General features: G+C 67.2%; 13 protein-coding genes and 1 riboswitch. Of the genes, 4 read left to right on the top strand and 9 right to left on the bottom strand.

What is annotated here, in order from left to right; all coding sequences use genetic code 11:
- Window position 1 precedes the first annotated feature (1 nt).
- Window positions 2-1,645 carry a glycerol-3-phosphate dehydrogenase/oxidase gene (locus ACFJI2_RS05765; RefSeq protein ID WP_377705800.1) on the bottom strand — a complete coding sequence of 548 codons (1,644 nt, stop codon included), beginning with the start codon at window positions 1,643-1,645 and terminating at the stop codon, window positions 2-4.
- Between the two features lie 20 nt (window positions 1,646-1,665).
- Complete coding sequence (locus ACFJI2_RS05760) at window positions 1,666-3,276, bottom strand: FAD-binding oxidoreductase (protein WP_377704149.1); 1,611 nt, start codon at window positions 3,274-3,276, stop codon at window positions 1,666-1,668.
- A 90-nt stretch (window positions 3,277-3,366) separates the two neighbouring features.
- On the opposite strand from ACFJI2_RS05760, the gene ACFJI2_RS05755 reads away from it, so the two are divergent.
- Window positions 3,367-4,401 (top strand): AraC family transcriptional regulator ligand-binding domain-containing protein, encoded by a 1,035-nt coding sequence (locus tag ACFJI2_RS05755; RefSeq protein WP_377704147.1) that lies wholly within the window; start codon window positions 3,367-3,369, stop codon window positions 4,399-4,401.
- Window positions 4,402-4,441: 40 nt separating this feature from the next.
- On the opposite strand, the gene ACFJI2_RS05750 is transcribed toward ACFJI2_RS05755, so the two are convergent.
- The 3 genes from ACFJI2_RS05750 to ACFJI2_RS05740 form a co-directional block, all read right to left on the bottom strand.
- Window positions 4,442-4,882, bottom strand: a complete 441-nt coding sequence (locus ACFJI2_RS05750) for a hypothetical protein (RefSeq protein ID WP_377704146.1) — start codon at window positions 4,880-4,882, stop codon at window positions 4,442-4,444.
- Window positions 4,883-4,943: 61 nt separating this feature from the next.
- Complete coding sequence (locus ACFJI2_RS05745; RefSeq protein WP_377704145.1) at window positions 4,944-5,471, bottom strand: SRPBCC family protein; 528 nt, start codon at window positions 5,469-5,471, stop codon at window positions 4,944-4,946.
- 103 nt (window positions 5,472-5,574) lie between these two features.
- Complete coding sequence (locus ACFJI2_RS05740) at window positions 5,575-6,990, bottom strand: cytochrome P450 (RefSeq protein ID WP_377704143.1); 1,416 nt, start codon at window positions 6,988-6,990, stop codon at window positions 5,575-5,577.
- Between the two features lie 66 nt (window positions 6,991-7,056).
- On the opposite strand from ACFJI2_RS05740, the gene ACFJI2_RS05735 reads away from it, so the two are divergent.
- A complete protein-coding gene (locus ACFJI2_RS05735) occupies window positions 7,057-7,497 on the top strand; it encodes a VOC family protein (RefSeq protein WP_377704142.1) in 441 nt (146 codons plus the stop codon).
- Here the strand turns inward: ACFJI2_RS05735 and ACFJI2_RS05730 are convergent.
- From ACFJI2_RS05730 to ACFJI2_RS05720, 3 genes are all read right to left on the bottom strand, one after another.
- On the bottom strand, window positions 7,449-7,649 hold the full coding sequence (locus tag ACFJI2_RS05730; protein WP_107875221.1) for a hypothetical protein: 201 nt from the start codon (window positions 7,647-7,649) through the stop codon (window positions 7,449-7,451). The genes ACFJI2_RS05735 and ACFJI2_RS05730 overlap by 49 nt on opposite strands.
- Before the next feature lie 63 nt (window positions 7,650-7,712).
- Window positions 7,713-10,532, bottom strand: coding sequence for a M16 family metallopeptidase (locus tag ACFJI2_RS05725; protein WP_377704140.1), 2,820 nt, complete (start codon window positions 10,530-10,532; stop codon window positions 7,713-7,715).
- A 16-nt stretch (window positions 10,533-10,548) separates the two neighbouring features.
- Window positions 10,549-13,374, bottom strand: coding sequence for a M16 family metallopeptidase (locus ACFJI2_RS05720; protein WP_377704138.1), 2,826 nt, complete (start codon window positions 13,372-13,374; stop codon window positions 10,549-10,551).
- Window positions 13,375-13,468: 94 nt separating this feature from the next.
- Window positions 13,469-13,611: riboswitch (FMN riboswitch) on the top strand.
- Between the two features lie 101 nt (window positions 13,612-13,712).
- On the opposite strand from ACFJI2_RS05720, the gene ribB reads away from it, so the two are divergent.
- Complete coding sequence (ribB, locus tag ACFJI2_RS05715; RefSeq protein ID WP_377704137.1) at window positions 13,713-14,375, top strand: 3,4-dihydroxy-2-butanone-4-phosphate synthase; 663 nt, start codon at window positions 13,713-13,715, stop codon at window positions 14,373-14,375.
- Between the two features lie 52 nt (window positions 14,376-14,427).
- On the opposite strand, the gene ACFJI2_RS05710 is transcribed toward ribB, so the two are convergent.
- Entirely contained in the window at window positions 14,428-15,870 is a 1,443-nt protein-coding gene (locus ACFJI2_RS05710; RefSeq protein WP_377704136.1) for an MFS transporter, read from the bottom strand.
- 105 nt (window positions 15,871-15,975) lie between these two features.
- Between ACFJI2_RS05710 and ACFJI2_RS05705 the strand changes: the two genes are divergently transcribed.
- Complete coding sequence (locus ACFJI2_RS05705) at window positions 15,976-16,842, top strand: LysR family transcriptional regulator (RefSeq protein WP_377704135.1); 867 nt, start codon at window positions 15,976-15,978, stop codon at window positions 16,840-16,842.
- The last annotated feature ends 15 nt before the right edge of the window (window positions 16,843-16,857 follow it).

Here is a 16,857-nt window from a genome sequence, read left to right as displayed (position 1 = left end):
GTTATGCGGGCAAGCTGTAGTGAGTTTTCCATAATGCCAGATAGGCGGCCTGCTCGGCATCCCAGCGTTCATCGCTCCAGCCCAATTCGTGCTGGCAGATGGCGCGCACGCGCGGCAGGATGCCGGCGCCGCCGCCTTGCAGTTGCAGGCCGATGCGCAGGCGGCGCAGCAACAGGTCATCCAGGCGCTGCACGGATTCGTGGCGCGCGGCCCAGCGCAGCTGCGCCCAGATGCTGGCGGTGCCGGGGATGAGTTCCAGTTCGCCCGCCTGCGCGCAGTCCAGCAGCGCCTGCGCGTGTGCGCCGTAGCGGCCTTGCAGGCGCTTGGCCTGGCCGGCCGGCAGGTGGTGGCAGTGCTTCAGCGCGGGAGGCGGCGCGAAGATGGGCTGTGCCGAGAAGTCCGCCTGCCAGCCTGGGAGCATGGCGGCGGCCTGGCGCAGCGCGTCGAGCGCGATCACGCGGAAGGTGGTGAGCTTGCCGCCGGTGACGGTCAGCAGGCCGTCTTCCATCCAGAGCGCGTGTTCGCGGGTCTCCTTCGACGGGTCGGCCTGCCCGCTGTCGATAACCGGGCGCACGCCGGCGTAGGTGGCGATGATGTCGGATTCGTGCAAGTCCAGCTGCGGGAACTGGCTGCGCAAGGCGGCCATCAGGTAGCCGGTTTCGCTGCGGGTGATGGCGGCCTCGAAGTTCATGTCTTCGCGGTGGTCCACGTCGGTGGTGCCGGCCAGCGTGACGCCCTCCCATGGGAAGGCGAAGACGGGACGGCCGTCGCCGGGGTGCATCAGGCTGACGGCCTGTGCCAGCGGCAGGCGCCATGCGGGAAAGACGAGGTGGCTGCCGCGCAGGGGGCGCAGGCGCCTGGCCGCGCCATCAGGGGCTGCGGTTTGGGCGCGCAGCGCGTCGGCCCAGGCACCGGTGGCGCTGATGACGACGCGGGCGCGCACCTCGTGTTGCGCGCCGCCATCCTCGTCGCGCAGCCGCGCGCCGCACACGCGGCCTTGCGCGCCCGCATTGCCGCCCTGCGTTGCACCGCCGCCGCTGCGCAGCAGGCTTTGCACCGACAGGTAATTGACCGCGACGCCGCCCAGCACCTGTGCTTCCTGCAGCACGCGCAGGACGAGGCGCGCATCGTCGGTTTTGGCGTCGGTGTAGCACATGCCGCCCAGCAGGCCCTCGCTGCCGATATTGGGCGCCATGGCGAGGAATTCGTCGCGCGGATAGTAGTGGCGCGCGCGCTGGCCGGCCATGTGGTCGTAGATGGCCAGGCCAGCCAGGAAGGTGCGGCGGCCCGGCTTGCGGCCGGCGTAGTGGCCGAACGCAAAGCTCTGCGGTTCCACCAGCCCGGCCGCTTCGCCCAGCAGGCTTTCGCGTTCGTGCACGGACTCGCGGGTGAGCGCGAATTTGCCTTCCTTCAGGTAACGCAGGCCGCCGTGCACCAGCTTGGACGAACGGCTGGACGTGCCCCAGGCGAAGTCGCGCTGCTCCACCAGCAGCGCCTTCAAGCCGCGCCGCGAAGCCTCCAGCAAAATGCCCGCGCCAGTGATGCCGCCGCCGATGATCAGCAGATCCCAGTCGCGCGCGAGCAGCGCAGCCATTCCCGCGCGCCCGCCGGGCTGCCAGTGCGCGGCGGCGCCCTGCGCTGCCATGCCGCGCGGGCCGGTGGCGGTCACGCCGGCTCCTGCGCCGCAGGCAGCAGCTTGCCAGGGTTCATGATGCCCTGCGGGTCGAAGTGGCGGAAGATGGCCTGCATGGCCGCGATGCCCGTCGCGCCCTTCTCCGCCGCCAGATATGGCGCATGGTCGCTGCCCACGCCGTGCTGGTGGCTGATGGTGCCGCCGTTGTCCACGATGGCCCGGCTGACCGCCTGCTTGAGCGAGCGCCAGCGCGCCAGGTCTTCCTCGTAGTCGCCCGCCAGCCGGTACACAAAGGTGCTGTACACGCTGGCGCCCTGCGCATACAGGTGCGACAGGTGCGTATAGGCGTGCACCTGCTCGCCGTGCCTGCCGAGCGCCTCGGCGGCGGCGGTTTCCACGGCGCGCATGGTGGGCTCCACCAGCGGCCAGTCCACCGCCGTCTCCACCGTATCGATCACGTAGCCGTGCTTCCATGCCGCATTGCGCAGGTAGACGTTGCGGAAACGGTTCTGCTTCCACTTGTCGCCCATCCTGCGGCCCACATGCACGCCGCCGTGGCGGCGCGCCATGCGCAACGCGGCCCCGATGGCCGCACGGGCCTGCGGCTTGGCGCCGCTGGCGCCTATCATCAGCATGCACTTGCCCTCCTTGCAGCCGCGCAGCGACAGCCAGCCTTCCAGCAATCCGATCAGCTTCCTGTGGCCGGCCAGCGCCAGCATGGTGGTGGTCTCGAGCGCGTTAGACAGGCGCAGCATGGACAAGCCCAGTTTCGCCTGCGCCAGCGCGCGCACCGCCGCCTCGGCGTGCGCCCAGTCCGGAAAGAACACCGCGTGGAACGCTTCGTGTTCGGGCAGCGGCGTCACGCGCACCACCGCTTCGGTGAGGATGCCGATGCGGCCCTCGGAACCCAGCACGATTTCGCGCAGGTCCGTGCCGGCGGCCGACGCCGGGAAAGTGGGAATCTCCAGCCGCCCCACCGGCGTCTCCACCGACCCGCCGGCGAACATCTGCTCGATGCGGCCGTAGCGCAGCGATTGCTGGCCGGAGGAACGCGTGACGACCCAGCCGCCCAGCGTGGAATATTCGAACGACTGCGGAAAGTGGCCCAGCGTGTAGCCCTGCGCGCGCAGCTGCGCTTCCAGGTCCGGGCCGTACACGCCGGCGCCGAAGGTAGCCAGCTGCGAGACGCGGTCCAGGTGCGCCATGCGGCACAAACGCGTCAGGCTCACCGCCAGCGTGGGCTGCTCGCCCTCGCCCGCAGTCAGATGCCCGGCCACGCTGGTGCCGCCGCCGTGCGGCACCACGGCCACGTTGTAGCGCTGCGCGTACTGCAGCAGCTCGCGCACCTGGTCCACGCTCTCCGGATAGGCCACGCCGTCCGGCGCCGTGCCGATGCGGCCGTAGCGCAGCTTGAGCCAGTCCGGCAGGCTCTGGCCCAGCGCATTGCGCAGGCGCACCGGCGCACTGGTTTCGATCAGCTTGTGGTAGGGCAGGCGCGACGGCGCGAGCGAGGCGCAGGCCTCCTCGAAACTGGCGTCCTGCCTGCCCTTGCCGGCGCCGATGCGCTGCGCCAGGAAAGCCAGCGCGTCCGCCTCCAGCGCAAAGTCGATCGCATCGTCGCCCCAGCCGTTCCAACGTCTCATCTTTTCCATTCTCCGCTTGCTATACTGGCGCACCTGGCCAAATGATGCCTGGAGAATAAGACCCAAACCCGATCCCGGTATTGCGCTTTCATGACAAACGCCTTGTTCGATTATGCCAACGATGGCCGCGTGGCCGGTTCCTATCTCCAGCCCCTGCTGGAGGCGGCGGCCGCGCGCGGCGTGACGCCGCAGGCGCTGGAACAGGCAGCCGGTCTGGCGCCGGGCGCGCTCGCGCCGCTGCCGGAATCCCTGCAGGCCGGCGACTACGTCCGCCTGCTGGAGCTGGCCGCCGCGCTGGCGGACGATCCGCACTTCGGCCTGCATGTAGGCGAGCGCGTGAAGCTGGGCACCTACAGCGTGTATGGCCTGATCTTGCTCAGCTGCCGCGACTTCGGCCACGCCTTCGAGCAGACCATACGCTACGAACAGCTGGCGCACGACCTGGGCCGCTCCAGCCTGCAGGTGGCGGATGGGCTCGCGCGCTACACCTGGCACAGCCGCTTTCCCAACGCCACGCGCCACCTGGCGGACAGCGTGTTTGCGGGCATCCGGGTGTTCGGCAACTGGCTGGCCGGCGCGCCGCTGCCGCCGGCGAAACTCGAACTGATGCATGACGGCGGCGGCGCCGGTCTGGGCGGCGAGTATCTGCGCGTATTCGGCGACCTGCCGCAGTTCGGCGCGCCGGCCAATAGGGCCAGCTTCGACGCGCAGCTGCTGGCGTGGCCGGTGCCGAATGCGGACGTGGGCATGTATCCGGTGCTGCAGCAGCACGCGGAAAACCTGCTGAAGCAGCGCGCGCAGGCCGATGCGGGCATCGCGGCGCAGGTGCGGGCGGCCATTGTGCGCGGCCTGTCGCAGGGGCAGGTGCGGCTGGCGTCGGTTGCGGAGGAACTGGAACTGTCGCCGCGCACCTTGCAGCGCAAGCTGAGCGATGCGGGCGTCAATTTTCAGCAGGTTCTGGACCAGACCCGCTTTGCGCTGGCCAGGGATTATTTGCGCCAGCCGGGGTTGAGCCTGGTGGATATCGCGTTTCTGCTGGGGTATCAGGAGCAGAGTGCCTTCAATCACGCTTTCCGCGAGTGGGCTGGGGTGAATCCGGGGGCTTGGCGGGTTACGCTGCGCTAACCCGCCCTACCGGTGCGGGGGTGCGGGGATGCGGGACCACTCAGGTTTCTTCGCCGCGCACGCGCACGAAGGGGCCGAGGCAGGCGTCCATGCTGGCCTCCAGGCACATCAGGAACATATTGCCGGATTCGTGGAACAGGATGAAGCTGGCCACCGTGTGCCCTACTTCGGACACCTGCCCGGTGCAGTCCTTCTTGCCGTTGTCTTTGACGATCTTGTCCGACGTCTTGTAGAAGCCGTTCTTGTCCGGCTTGTCGTCGATGACGAACTCGGTCTCGGCCACTTCGGACGCGCTGGTAATGAGCGCCGTGCCGTCCTGCCGCATGCGGTAGATTTCCTGGCAGGAGCCGTCCGGCAACACGAACCGCCAGGTGCCGACGATGGGATGGTCGGCCCGCACTGGGGCGGCGCTGCTGGCCGCCGCGCCGAAGACGGCGCAGGCCAGCATCATCAGGTGTACAGCCCGGCTCAGGACACACATGGCGAACCTCCGCATTCGGCGTTGGATGCCGCCAGTATATCCCGGCCCGGCCAAGCGCGTTTTACTTCTCAGCCACCGCCTTCATGCTGGCCAGGCCCTTCTCGAAGTCCGGCCCCACCATCTTGTCCATGCTCACGAACACGCCCATCAGCTTGGTGATGAAGGCGCTCGGGCCGGACATGGTCCAGACCACGGTGGTGCTGTCGCCCTTCGGCTCCAGCGTGAACACGGTGGTGTTGTGCGACTCGAACGGCTTCAGGAAGTCCAGCTTGATGTCGATCTTGCTTGGCGCGGTGGCGCTGGTGATTTCCATGCGGCCTGCGCCCACCTGGTCGTTGCCCTCCCAGCCGTACACCGCGCCCACGCCCGTGGCCGGGCCGCTGAAAGTGCGCACCATGTTCGGATCCAGGTGTTCCCATGGCGACCAGGTGCTCCAGTTGTGGAAGTCGTTGATCAAGGGGTAGATCTTCTCCGGCGCGGCCTTGATGGTGGTGCTGCGCGTAACGGTGAAGTTGTTGGGCTGGGCCAGTGCCAGGCCGACGATGATGACGATAATGGCGGTAATGCCGATCGCGATTTTTTTAAGCATGGGGTCTCCTGCTGTCATGGTTTTTATTGAGCCGGCTGTTGCCGAAGCCGCAAGACTAGCATGATTTTTTAGCTACGTTGCCAAAAAACATGTACGCGCGCGCTCAAGCGCCGCGTGCGCGCAACAGCAGCGGCAAGGCGCTCGGCGTCATGGTGAACGTGAAGCACTCCTCCACCGGCGGCGCGCCGGGCCGCAGCGCGAAATCGAAGTGATGCAGCATCATGGACATGGCCATCTTGATCTCGGCCATGGCCAGGTAGCGCCCCGGACAAAAGCGCGGCCCCCCGCCGAAAGGAAACAGCTTGCGGGCGGGATCGGATGCCGGCTCGCCGCCGTCGGCTCCGGCCAGCCAGCGTTCGGGCAGGAAGGCTTCGGGCTGCGCGAAGCCGCCTTCCCGCTCGGCCGCACTGCGCAGCAGCAGGAAGATCACCGTGCCGGGCGGCATCAGCACGCCGTCCACCAGCGTTGGCACGTTGGCCTCCGCAGCCATGAACGGCGCCACCGGCTTCAGGCGCATCGCTTCGCGCGTGGCCGCATCCAGGTAATCCATTTGTTCCAGCAACTGCGGATCGCGCGCCACGGCATCCTGCCCCAGCAGGCGGTCCGCCTCCTCCGTCGCGCGCGCCATGGCGGCTGGCGACCGGGGCAGCAGGTTGAGCAACCAGGCGACGGTGTTCGAGGTGGTGTCCTCGCCCGCGAACACCATGGTGATGGCATTGCCCACCACCACGCTGTCGCTGAAGCCCGAGCCGTCCTCGTCGCGCGCGGCCACCAGGGCTTCCAGCATGTTCGATGGCTTGCTGCGCAGCGAGGGATCGGCCTCCATGCGCGCGCGCGTCTGCGCGATGAAGCCTTCAATGGCGCGGTGGATGCGCGCCGCGGCCGCGTCGGCGTCGCGGTCCACCGGCAGCTTGAACACCTTCCAGTATTCGACCGGGGTGGTCAGGCGGCGCGCCACGCGCTTGAAGATGAATTCGATATCGCGCTGCAGCGGGTTGTCCTCGTGCTCCAGCGTGTTGATGTCCTGGCCCATGGCCAGGCCGATGGTCACGTCCAGCGTCCAGGCTTTCAGGTCGCGCAGCAGGTCCACATCACGCCCCGCCTGCAGCGCGCTTTTCCAGCGCAGGCACAGGCGCCCGGTCATCATGGCGAGCGTGGGAAAGAAGCGGTGCACCACTTCCGGCGTGAGCGCACGCATGGCCAGCTTGCGCTGGCGGCGCCACTCCTCGCCTTCGGCCGTAAACAGGCCGCGCGTGCCGGCCTCCTCCAGCATGCGCGCGGTGCGCGTGGAACGGCGGAAGGTGTCGGGGCGGTCGCGCAGGATGGCGGCAATGGCGTCGCGGTCCGACACCACCACAAAGCTGCGCTTCATCATGGTGAAGCGGTAGATGGGACCGAACTGGCGCGCCCAGTCCTCCAGGTTGCTATGGAAGCGGCCAGGCTGGACCTGGCGCAGATTGCCCAGCAATGGCACGCCCTTCGGACCCGGCAGGTCCGCAATGCTGCGCTTGTCGGCCATGTCTCGTCCTTGGGATGGCGGGTAATCTGTTATATTTTACGCCACATTTATGAAAGAGGAATATCCATGTTGTCACATGTGTTTATCGGCGTGACCGAGTTCGAGCGTGCCTATGCCTTCTACGCGGCGCTGATGGAGGAACTGGGGCTGGTGCGGAAATTCAGGGATGACAGCCGGCCGTGGGCGGGCTGGATGGCGGCCGATGCGCCGCGTCCGCTGTTCCTGGTGGGGAAGCCCTACGAGGGCGAGGCCAGCAGCGGCAATGGCCAGATGGTGGCGCTGCTGGCGCCGTCGCGCGCGGCGGTGGACCGCGCCCATGCCAGGGCGCTGGCGCACGGCGGCAGCTGTGCCGGCGCGCCCGGCTTGCGGCCGGAATACCACCCGCACTACTACGGCGCCTACCTGCGCGACCCGGACGGCAACAAACTGTGCATCTGCTGCCACCGTGAGGAGTCAGGTCAGGCCAGCGCTTCCTTCGCCGCTTCTTCCGGCGTCAGGCCGTCGTAGAACTGGTCGGTGAACCATTCGATCTGTTCTTCGATGTGTTCCTGCGCCTGTTCCACCGTGGCGCCGCCCTTGACGAGAAAGCCTTCCACTTCGATGCACCAGTGGATCAACTCCAGGGTTTCTTCGTCCAGCTCTTCTTTCTTCTTTGCCATGCTTGCTACACCTTCACTGTGTCATTAAACGTCCAGCCTACAGTGTAGCAGCATGGCCCGGCCTTACTTGGGTTCCGGGTACAGCACCATCTGCACGTAGTTGTCCATGTTGAAGTAGCGCCTGGCCGCCGCCTGCAGGTCGGCCGGCTTGATGGCCGCCACGCGCTGCTCATACTTCAGGAAGGCATTGGCCGGGTCAGTCCCGTTCAGCGCCGCGCCCTGCAGGCGGCTCAGCCAGTAGCCGTTCTCGCGCAGCGCCTTGCGGTGGCTGGTGTTCCAGTTCTGCTTGACCTTGTCCAGGTCCGCCGGGTCCGGCCCCTCGTCCTGCATCTTGCGGATCAGCTCCATGGTCGCCGCGATCACCTTGTCCACGTTCTCCGGCGCGCAAGGCAGCGAAGTCTGGATCTGGTAGGCGCCGTACGGCAGCTTGCTCAAGCCGCCGCCGAACTGGCCGCCGTAGATCACGGCCATCTTCTCGCGCAGCGTCTCGATCAGCTTGATGTTGAGCACTTCCAGCATGGCCTGCATCTGCATCTGCACCGCTTCCGAGTACTTGGCCTCGCCGGTGAACACCAACGCCACGCTGCTCTTCGGCTCGGAACCCTTGAACACTTCCTTCTTCACCACGCCCTTCACAGGACGAATGCCCTGGTCCTTGTACTGGACCGGGATGGCCGGCGTGGGCAGGCTGGCCAGGTAGGTGGCGATCAGCGGCTTGATCCTGGCGAGCTCGAAGCTGCCTACCAGGTAGAAAGTAAAACCCTTGGCGCTGGCGAAACGCTCCTTGTAGATCTCCATCACGCGGTCCAGCTGGATCTGGTCGAAGTCTTCCACGCGCGGCGCGCGCGGCGCCAGCGGGTGGTTGTTGTACAGCGTGGCCGTGAGCGTGTCGCCGAACACCGCTTCGGGCATCAGCAAGGCATTACGCGCCATTTCGCGCTGCCGGCCGATGAAGGACGCATACAGCGCCTCGTCCTTGCGCGGCTGGGTGAATTCCAGGTGCGCCAGCTGCAGCATGGTTTCCACGTCGTTGCTGCCGGAGCCGCCGCGCAAGCCTTCGGACAGGCTGGTGATGGACGCGCCGGAAGCCGCCGTCTTCCCCGCCAATACTTTTTGCATGTCGGTCGGCGAGTAGTTCAGCAAGCCCATCTGGCTCACGATGGCGCTGGCGTAGCGGGCATTGAACAAGTCCTTGGCGTCGTACAGCGACTGGCCGCCAAAGCGGTGGGCGCTCATCAGCACCTGGTCGTTCTTGAAGTCGGTCGGCTTCAGCACCACTTTCACGCCGTTGCTCAGCGTGAGCTCGGTCAGGCCCAGCGCCTTGTTGAACGTCTCCTTGACGATGCTGCCGGGCTTGGGCGGCTTGTCCATCAGGCTGGTGGCGTACACCTTCTCCGCCTGCGCCTTCACCGTCACCATCTCGGCCGCGTTCACGGCCGCCAGCAGGTCCTCGCCCTTCGGCGCCGGCTGCTCGGCCTTGTCGTTACCCATGTAGACCACCAGCTTGTGCTGGTCGGCCGGCAGCAGCTTGCGCGCGGCGGCGTTCACCTCGTCCAGCGTGACGCCGGGCACCAGCTCGTTGGTGTAGGCATACTCGTTGGCGATGCCGGGCATGGTTTCATTGACCAGGAAGTTGCGCGTGAACTCGGCCGCGAAGGTGGCCGATTCCGACTTGTCGCGCTCGTTGTACGCGCGCTCCACCTGGCGCAGCATGCCCTTCTTCACGCGTTCCAGTTCGGAAGCGGTAAAGCCGAACTGGCGCGCGCGTTCGCTCTCCTGCACCAGCGCGCTGATGGCCGGCTGCGGGCCGCCCTTGCCCAGCACGGCCAGCGCGCTGAAGGACTTGTAGCCGTGCGCCACCTTGCCTATCGTGCCGCCGCCCTGGATGAAGGGAGGCTCGGCCTGCTGCGTCAGTTCCTGCATGCGCTGGCCCAGCATGGACATCACCATGCCCTCCACCATCTTCTGGCGGTAGCCGGCGAAATCCGTCTCCTCCTTGTACGGCTCGATGGCGTAGCGGATGTAGAGCATATTGGCCGGCGACTCCTTGTCGAGGAATACCAGCGACTCGGAGTAGGCGCGCGACGGAATCGGCGCATAGGTGCGCGGGCGTGGCTGCTCGGGGTTTTTCAGGCCGCCGAAATGGCTCTGCACCAGCTTTTCCGCTTCGGCCGGATCGATGTCGCCCACCACGATCACCGCCATCAGGTCCGGGCGATACCAGTCCTTGTAGAAGCGCTTGATGGCCTCCGGCTTGAAGGTCTTCAGCGTCTCTTCCTGGCCGATAGGCATGCGGTCGGCATAGCGCGAGCCGTTGAACAGGCGCGGCATCAGCACCTTGTTCATACGGTCGCCGAAGCCTTTGCCGATGCGCATTTCCTCCAGCACGATGCCGCGTTCGCTGTCGATGTCCGCGTCGTTCAGCGACAGGCCGCCGGCCCAGTCCTGCAGCACCTTGAAGCCGGTCTCGATGTTCTCCTTCTTGGCGGTGGGAATCGGCAGCATGTAGACGGTTTCGTCGAAGCTGGTGTAGGCATTCAGGTCGGCGCCGAACTTCACGCCGATCGACTGCAGGTAGGACACCAGCTCATGGCGCTTGAAATGCGTGGAGCCGTTGAAGGCCATGTGCTCGGTGAAGTGCGCCAGGCCGCGCTGGTCCTCGTCCTCCAGGATGGAGCCGGCCTTGACCACCAGGCGCAGCTCCAGCTTCTGTTCCGGCTTGGCGTTCTTCTTGATGTAGTAAGTGAGGCCATTGGCCAGCTTGCCCGTCTTCACGTCCGGCGCCACCGGCAGCGGCGCGCTCAGGTTGATGTCGGCATGCGCCAGCAGCGAACAGCTGAGCAGGACGGCGGCGGACAGCACACGCAGTTTTGCGATACTCATGGGATTTCTCGTTCCTTTACTTGGTTTCCGGGTACAGGACCGCCTGCACGTAATTGTCGAATGAGATGTAGCGCCGGGCCACCGCCTGCAGGCTTTCCGGGGTGAGCGCGGCAATGCGCTGCTCGTCGCGCAGCAGCACGGCCGGATCGCTGCCGTTGGCGTAGGCGCCCAGCAAGCCGTTCAGCCAGTAGCCGTTCTCCTGCAAGCCCCTGCGGTAGGCAGCGTTCCAATTGGCCTTCACCTTGGCCAGGTCGGCCGGCGCCGGCCCCTCGTCCTGCATTTTTTTCAGCAGTTCCATGGTCGCCGCCAGCACCTTGGGCACGCTGGCCGACGCGCACGGCAGGTTGGCGCTGAACGCCACCTGGCCATACGGCAGCTTGCTCATCTTGCCGGTGAAGCTGCCGGCGTAGATCAGGCCCTTTTCCTCGCGCAGCACGTCCAGCAGCCTGATGTTGAGCACTTCAGCCAGCGCGCGCACCCGCATCGCCTCGTCGTCCGAATACGGCGCCTCGCTGGTAAAGCGCAGGCTGATGCGGCTTCTCTGCTCGCCGCCGCGGCGCATATCGGCCTTGATCACGCCGGCCGCCGGGCGCACGCCGCGGTCGCGGAAGGCGGTGGGCACGTCGGATACCGGCAGGCTGCCCAGGTAGGCCGCCAGCAGCGGCTTGACCTTGTCCACCTCGAAGCTGCCCACCATCACGAAGGTGAAGTCCTTGGCGCTGGAAAAGCGCTCCTGGTAGATTTGCGCCACGCGCTCCAGCTTGAGCTTGTCGTAGTCCGCCGGCAGCATCAGGCGCGCCAGCAGCGGATGGTCGCCATACATGGCGCCGGTGACCCTGTCGCCGAATACCGCCTCCGAATTGTCGGCGCGGCCGCGCGCCAGCTCGCGCTGCTTGGCGATGTAGGTGGCAAACAGGTTTTCATCCTTGCGCGGGCGGGTGAAGCGCAAGTGCACCAGCTGCAGCATGGTTTCCACTTCCCCCGTGGCCGCGCTGGCATTCACGTTCTCATACAGCTCATTGATGGCCACGCCGGCCTGCACGGTCTTGCCCGCCAGGACCTTGCCCAGTTCCAGCGGCGCGTAGTCCATGACGCCCATCTGCGCAATGATGCTGCTGGCCAGGCGCGCGCTGTGCAAGTCGGCCGCATCGTACAGCGACTGGCCGCCCGGGCGGAAGCCGCCCAGCAGCACCTGCTGGTTCTTGAAGGCGGTCGGCTTGAGCACCACCCGCACGCCGTTCTCCAGCGTCAGTTCGGTGGTGCCCAGCGCCTGGTTCACGGCTTCGCCGACGATGGCGCCCGGCCTGGGCGGCGCCGCCATCAGGCTGGTGCCGTACGCCTTCTCCTCCAGCGCCTGCACCGGCGCCGCCTCGGCCGCGTCGGCCGCCGCCAGCAGCGCCTCGCGCGAAGGAGCGCGCTGCTCGCCGCGGTCGCCGCCGCTGTAGGCCACCAGCTTGGGCTGGCCCGACGGCAGCGCCTTGCGCGCCGCCTGGTTCACTTCATCCAGCGTAATGGCCGGCAGCAGCGCACTCAGGAACTCGAACTCGTACGCCGGGCCGGGAATCGGTTCGCCCAGCAGGAAATGGCGGAGCAGCGGCGCCACCACGCTGACCGAGTTGATGGTATCGCGCTCCTTGTAGCGGACCTCCGCCGCGTTCAGCATATTTTTCCTGGCGCGATCCAGCTCCGCCGCAGTGAAGCCGTGCCGGCGCGCGCGCTCGTTCTCCTGCACCAGCGCGGTCACCGCCGGCTGCGCGCCGCCCTTGCCCAGCACGGCCGTCGACTGGAACACCCGGTAGCCGTGCGCCAGCGCGGTCCTGCCGCTGCTGGCCTGGATGAACGGAGGCTGGGCGCCTTGCGCCAGTTCGGCCAGCCGCAGCGACAGCATCGCCGTGTACAGCCGCTCGATGGCGTGCGCGCGGTAGTCGGCCATGGTGGCTTCCGGCTGGCGGCGCTCGGCGGGATAGCTGATCGTCACCGTATTGGACGGGCTTTCCCTGAAGCGCTGCACCAGTGCTTCGTTGGCGGCGTAGGGCGGGATTTCCACATATTTGCGGAGGCGCGGCGCCGCCGGGCCGGCCAGCTTGGCGAAGTGCTGGTAGAGCAGCTTTTCCGCCTCGGCCGGCTCAACGTCGCCCACCACGATCACGGCCATCAGGTCGGGGCGATACCAGTCCCGGTAAAAGCGCCGCACCGCGTCCGGCGTGAAGCTGTGCAGCGACTCCACGGTACCGCCGGGCACCCGGTCGCCGTAGCGGGCGCTGTTGAAGCGCCTGGCGAACAGCTCCCGCGCGCTGTTCGACCCGCCGCGCAGGCGCAGCTCCTCCAGCACGATGGCGCGCTCGCTTTCGATATCGGCGTCGTTAAACGCCACGCCGTGCGCCCAGTCCTCGAGCACCAGGAACCCCTTGTCCAGGTCCTGCAGCGAGTCGACCGGCAGCGGGAGCATGTAGACCGTTTCGTCAAAGCTGGTGTAGGCGTTCAGGTCGGCGCCGAATTTCACGCCGGCGGACTGCAGGTAGGACACCAGTTCGTGCCGCTTGAAATGCGTGGAACCGTTGAAGGCCATGTGCTCGGTGAGGTGCGCCAGGCCGCGCTGGTCATCGTCCTCCAGGATGGAGCCGGCTTTCACCACCAGCCGCAGTTCCACCCGCTTGGCCGGCCTGGCGTTCTTCTTGATGTAATAGGTCAGGCCATTGGCCAGCCGGCCGGCCTTGATGTCCTGCGCCATGGGCAAGGGCGCGGCCAGATCGATCGCGGCCCGCGCCGGCGAACCACCCAGCAGGAAGGCGCCAAGGAGAGCCGCAGCGGCGCTGGCGATGCGCAATTTCAAAATAGTCACACTTAGCAAGATGATATTGAGTAAGTTGCCACAATACACGAAGTTGGGCGATTTCCGCTACAATCGCCCAGCCTCATTTTAGAGGCTTTAACCAATACGTCTTCGGGGCGGGGTGAAATTCCCCACCGGCGGTAAAACCGGCAACGGTCAAGCCCGCGAGCGCTTGCTCACGCAAGGTCAGCAGATCTGGTGCAATTCCAGGGCCGACGGTCATAGTCCGGATGAAAGAAGATGTGCGCTGCAACGCGGCTGTCCTATCGAGCGATCGAGACGGGCAGCCGCGCGTCGTCGCTTGCCCTGATGCGTTTTTCGCCCACTTTATGCGAGGAGCGTTTCACATGCTAGTCAATCAAGAAAACCACCCATACCGCCTGTCCAGTCCCGACCTCGAAGGCCGCATCCAGTCCGCGCTGGCGGCCATGCGCGCCGGCGTGCCCGTCATCCTGCTCGACGATTTCGACCGCGAAAACGAAGCGGACCTGATCGTGGCCGCCGACAAGCTCACCGTCGAGACCATGGCGCTGATGATACGCGAGTGCAGCGGCATCGTCTGCCTGTGCCTGACGGCCGACAAGGTGCGCGAACTGGAGCTGCCGCCGATGGCGCCGGACAACGGCAGCCGCTACGGCACGCCGTTCACGGTCTCGATCGAAGCGCGCCACGGCGTGACCACCGGCGTCTCGGCGGCCGACCGCGTCACCACCGTCCGCGCCGCCACGGCAGCCCGCGCCAAGCCGGAAGACGTGGTCCGTCCCGGCCACGTCTTCCCGCTGCGCGCCACGCCGGGCGGCGTGCTGGCGCGCCAAGGCCACACCGAAGGCTCGGTCGACCTGGCCATCATGGCCGGCCTGAACCCGGCGGCCGTGCTGTGCGAGCTGATGAACCCCGACGGCACCATGATGCGCGGCGACGCCATCGAACGCTTCGCCGAACTGCACGGCATGCCCATCCTCACCATCGCCGACATGATCGCCTGGCGCCGCAACAGCGAAGCAGCCTGAGCCGCATTCGGGGTCAGACCCCGAATGCGGCTCACTTCGCTAGAGGCAGGCTCTAGCGGGAAAGGTGGACGTGGCGGTGCACCAGCGTGCCCGCCGCCGCGAACGCCAGTGCCGCGACGCCGAAGGCGACCGGCAGGCGCGCGCTCCACGCTGGCAAGGCGTGGATGACCGTGCCCATCAGCGCCACGCCGACCAGCGCGCCGATCTGGCGGTTGGCGTTGAGCGCGGCGGCGGCGCTGTTGGAGTAGGCCTTGCCGGCCACTTGCATCACGGTGGCGGTCATGGCGGGAATGGCTATGCCGACCGCGACATTCATCAGCACGATTACCGTGAGCATCAGCGCCAGCGGCATGTCGGGCTGCCAGCATGCCAGCGCCAGCAGCACCGCCGCCATCATGGCGCCGACCGCCAGGCCGGCCCGCAGCGGCAGGCGCAGGCCGGCCCGCGCCGAGATGCGGCCGGATGAGAAATTTCCTATCGTGAAGGCGGCCATCATCGGCAGCAGCGTGTAGCCAGTGTGCAGCGCGTCGGCGCCGCGCGCCTGGATGTACAGGCTGAGCAGGAACAGCTGGCCGAACACGGCCAGGTTGATCAGGAATCCGGTGGCGTTGGCGGCCGCGAAGCTGCCGTTGCCAAGCAAGGCGCGCGGCAGGATGGGGTGGGCAATGCGCCGCTCGCGCCGCACCAGCACCGCCGCGAACGCGACGGTGGCGGCCATGCCGGCCAGCAGCGGCGCCGAGGTCCAGCCCAGCACCGGGCCTTCGATCAGCACGAAACTGAGCGCGGCCAGCGCCAGCACGCCCAAGCCGTGGCTGAGCAGGGACAGCGGCCGCGGCTGTGGCTGCACCGCCGGGATCAGCCGGTACGCCAGCGCCATGCCGAGCAGGCCCAGCGGGACGTTGACCCAGAATACGCTACGCCAGCCGAACTCATGCACCAGGATGCCGCCCACCAGCGGGCCGATGGCCGACGAGGCGCCCACCATGGCCGACCAAGTGCCGACCATGCGCGCGCGCACCTTGTCGTCTTCGAAGGTGTGCGTGAGCAGGCTGAGGGAGTTGGGCAGGAACAAGGCGGCGCCGGCGCCCTGCAGCAGGCGCGCCGCCGTCAGCGCCGTGCCGCCGGGCGCGATGGCGCACAGGATGGAGCCGAACAGGAACACGCCCAGGCCGGCGATGTAGGCGCTGCGCGCGCCCATGCGGTCGCCCAGCGCGCCGCCGGCCAGCAGCAGCGCCGCGAAGGTGAGCGTGTAGCCGTCCACCACCCACACCAGGCCGGACACCGGCACCGACAGGTCGCGCGCAATGTCGGACAGCGCCGTGTTGACGGCGGTGAGGTCCACCATCGCCATCACGAAGCCAATGGCCAGGGTGAGCAAGGTCAGCGTGCCGCCGGTGGCCGCGGCCGGCGCAGGGGCCGCCAAGGGTGCGGCCGGCGTCGCGGCCGGTGTGGCGGCCCGGCTCGCGACAGCAGCGCAGTTCGAATTGTTTGTCATATCCAGCTCCCAATACATGTTCCCCGCATCGTAGGCCGCTTGCGAAATGCAGTAAACACGCATAACATCAGCACTCTGCTGCAAAAATGCATCACAGGAGCCGCCATGGACTGGGACAACGCCCGCATCTTCCTCGCCATCCACCGCGCCGGCACGCTGCGCGGCGCGGCGGCGCAGCTCGACATCGACCAGGCCACGGTGGGCCGCCGCCTGGCCGCCATGGAAAAATCGCTGAACGCGAAGCTGTTCCTGCGCACGCCCGGCGGCTATGTCTCCACGCCGGCCGGCGACCTGGCCGCCAGCGCCGCCGAGCAGATGGAAACGGCCGCCGACCGCCTGCAGCGCGAAATGCAGGGCATCGACAACCGCCTGTCCGGCACCATCCGCGTGGCGACCTCCGACACCATGGCCGCCCATTTCGTCATCGACGCCATGCAGCGCCTGCACGTGCGCCACCCGGACATCCGCATCGTGCTGAGCGCCGCCACCCACCTTTCCAGCCTGACCCGGCGCGAGGCCGACCTGGCCATCCGCACCGTGCGGCCGGACAGCCCGGACCTGATCTCGCGCCACCTCACCCGCCGCACGCTGGGCCTGTACGCGTCCAGGGCCTACCTGGAAAAGCACGGCATGCCCACGCCCGGCAACGCCCTGGCCGGACACGACATCGTGATCTACCAGCACAGCGTGGCGCCGCGCCATGCGGAAAAGCTGTGCGGCGAACCGGTGGCCAACGCGCGCGTGGCAATGGAAGTCAATACCGGCCTGATATTGCACGAGGCCGTGCTGGCCGGCCTGGGCATAGGCGAGCTGGCCACGCACATTGCCGCCACCACGCCCGAACTGGTGCGCATCTGGCCCGAACGCGAGCAAAGCTACGAGGTCTACCTGGTGATGCACAGCGACCTGAATCGCAGCGCGCGCGTGCGGGCGGCGGCGGACGCCATCATCGAATCGTTCCCTTCCAAATAGCGCGGAATGCTAAGA

It is taken from the genome of Pseudoduganella sp. UC29_71, assembly GCF_042693265.1.
Classification (GTDB): domain Bacteria; phylum Pseudomonadota; class Gammaproteobacteria; order Burkholderiales; family Burkholderiaceae_D; genus Rugamonas.
The sequence above is the reverse complement of the archived record's forward strand: the minus strand, read 5'-3'. Positions and strand labels throughout refer to the sequence as shown.

What these genes read in the sequence shown, in the direction of transcription:
- ACFJI2_RS05765 (WP_377705800.1), bottom strand. Translation starts at nt 1,645, where the DNA reads ATGGCAGCGCAGGGCGCCGCCGCGCACTGGCAGCCCGGCGGGCGCGCG.
- ACFJI2_RS05760 (WP_377704149.1), bottom strand. Translation starts at nt 3,276, where the DNA reads ATGAGACGTTGGAACGGCTGGGGCGACGATGCGATCGACTTTGCGCTG.
- ACFJI2_RS05755 (WP_377704147.1), top strand. Translation starts at nt 3,367, where the DNA reads ATGACAAACGCCTTGTTCGATTATGCCAACGATGGCCGCGTGGCCGGT.
- ACFJI2_RS05750 (WP_377704146.1), bottom strand. Translation starts at nt 4,882, where the DNA reads ATGTGTGTCCTGAGCCGGGCTGTACACCTGATGATGCTGGCCTGCGCC.
- ACFJI2_RS05745 (WP_377704145.1), bottom strand. Translation starts at nt 5,471, where the DNA reads ATGCTTAAAAAAATCGCGATCGGCATTACCGCCATTATCGTCATCATC.
- ACFJI2_RS05740 (WP_377704143.1), bottom strand. Translation starts at nt 6,990, where the DNA reads ATGGCCGACAAGCGCAGCATTGCGGACCTGCCGGGTCCGAAGGGCGTG.
- ACFJI2_RS05735 (WP_377704142.1), top strand. Translation starts at nt 7,057, where the DNA reads ATGTTGTCACATGTGTTTATCGGCGTGACCGAGTTCGAGCGTGCCTAT.
- ACFJI2_RS05730 (WP_107875221.1), bottom strand. Translation starts at nt 7,649, where the DNA reads ATGGCAAAGAAGAAAGAAGAGCTGGACGAAGAAACCCTGGAGTTGATC.
- ACFJI2_RS05725 (WP_377704140.1), bottom strand. Translation starts at nt 10,532, where the DNA reads ATGAGTATCGCAAAACTGCGTGTGCTGTCCGCCGCCGTCCTGCTCAGC.
- ribB (WP_377704137.1), top strand. Translation starts at nt 13,713, where the DNA reads ATGCTAGTCAATCAAGAAAACCACCCATACCGCCTGTCCAGTCCCGAC.
- ACFJI2_RS05710 (WP_377704136.1), bottom strand. Translation starts at nt 15,870, where the DNA reads ATGACAAACAATTCGAACTGCGCTGCTGTCGCGAGCCGGGCCGCCACA.
- ACFJI2_RS05705 (WP_377704135.1), top strand. Translation starts at nt 15,976, where the DNA reads ATGGACTGGGACAACGCCCGCATCTTCCTCGCCATCCACCGCGCCGGC.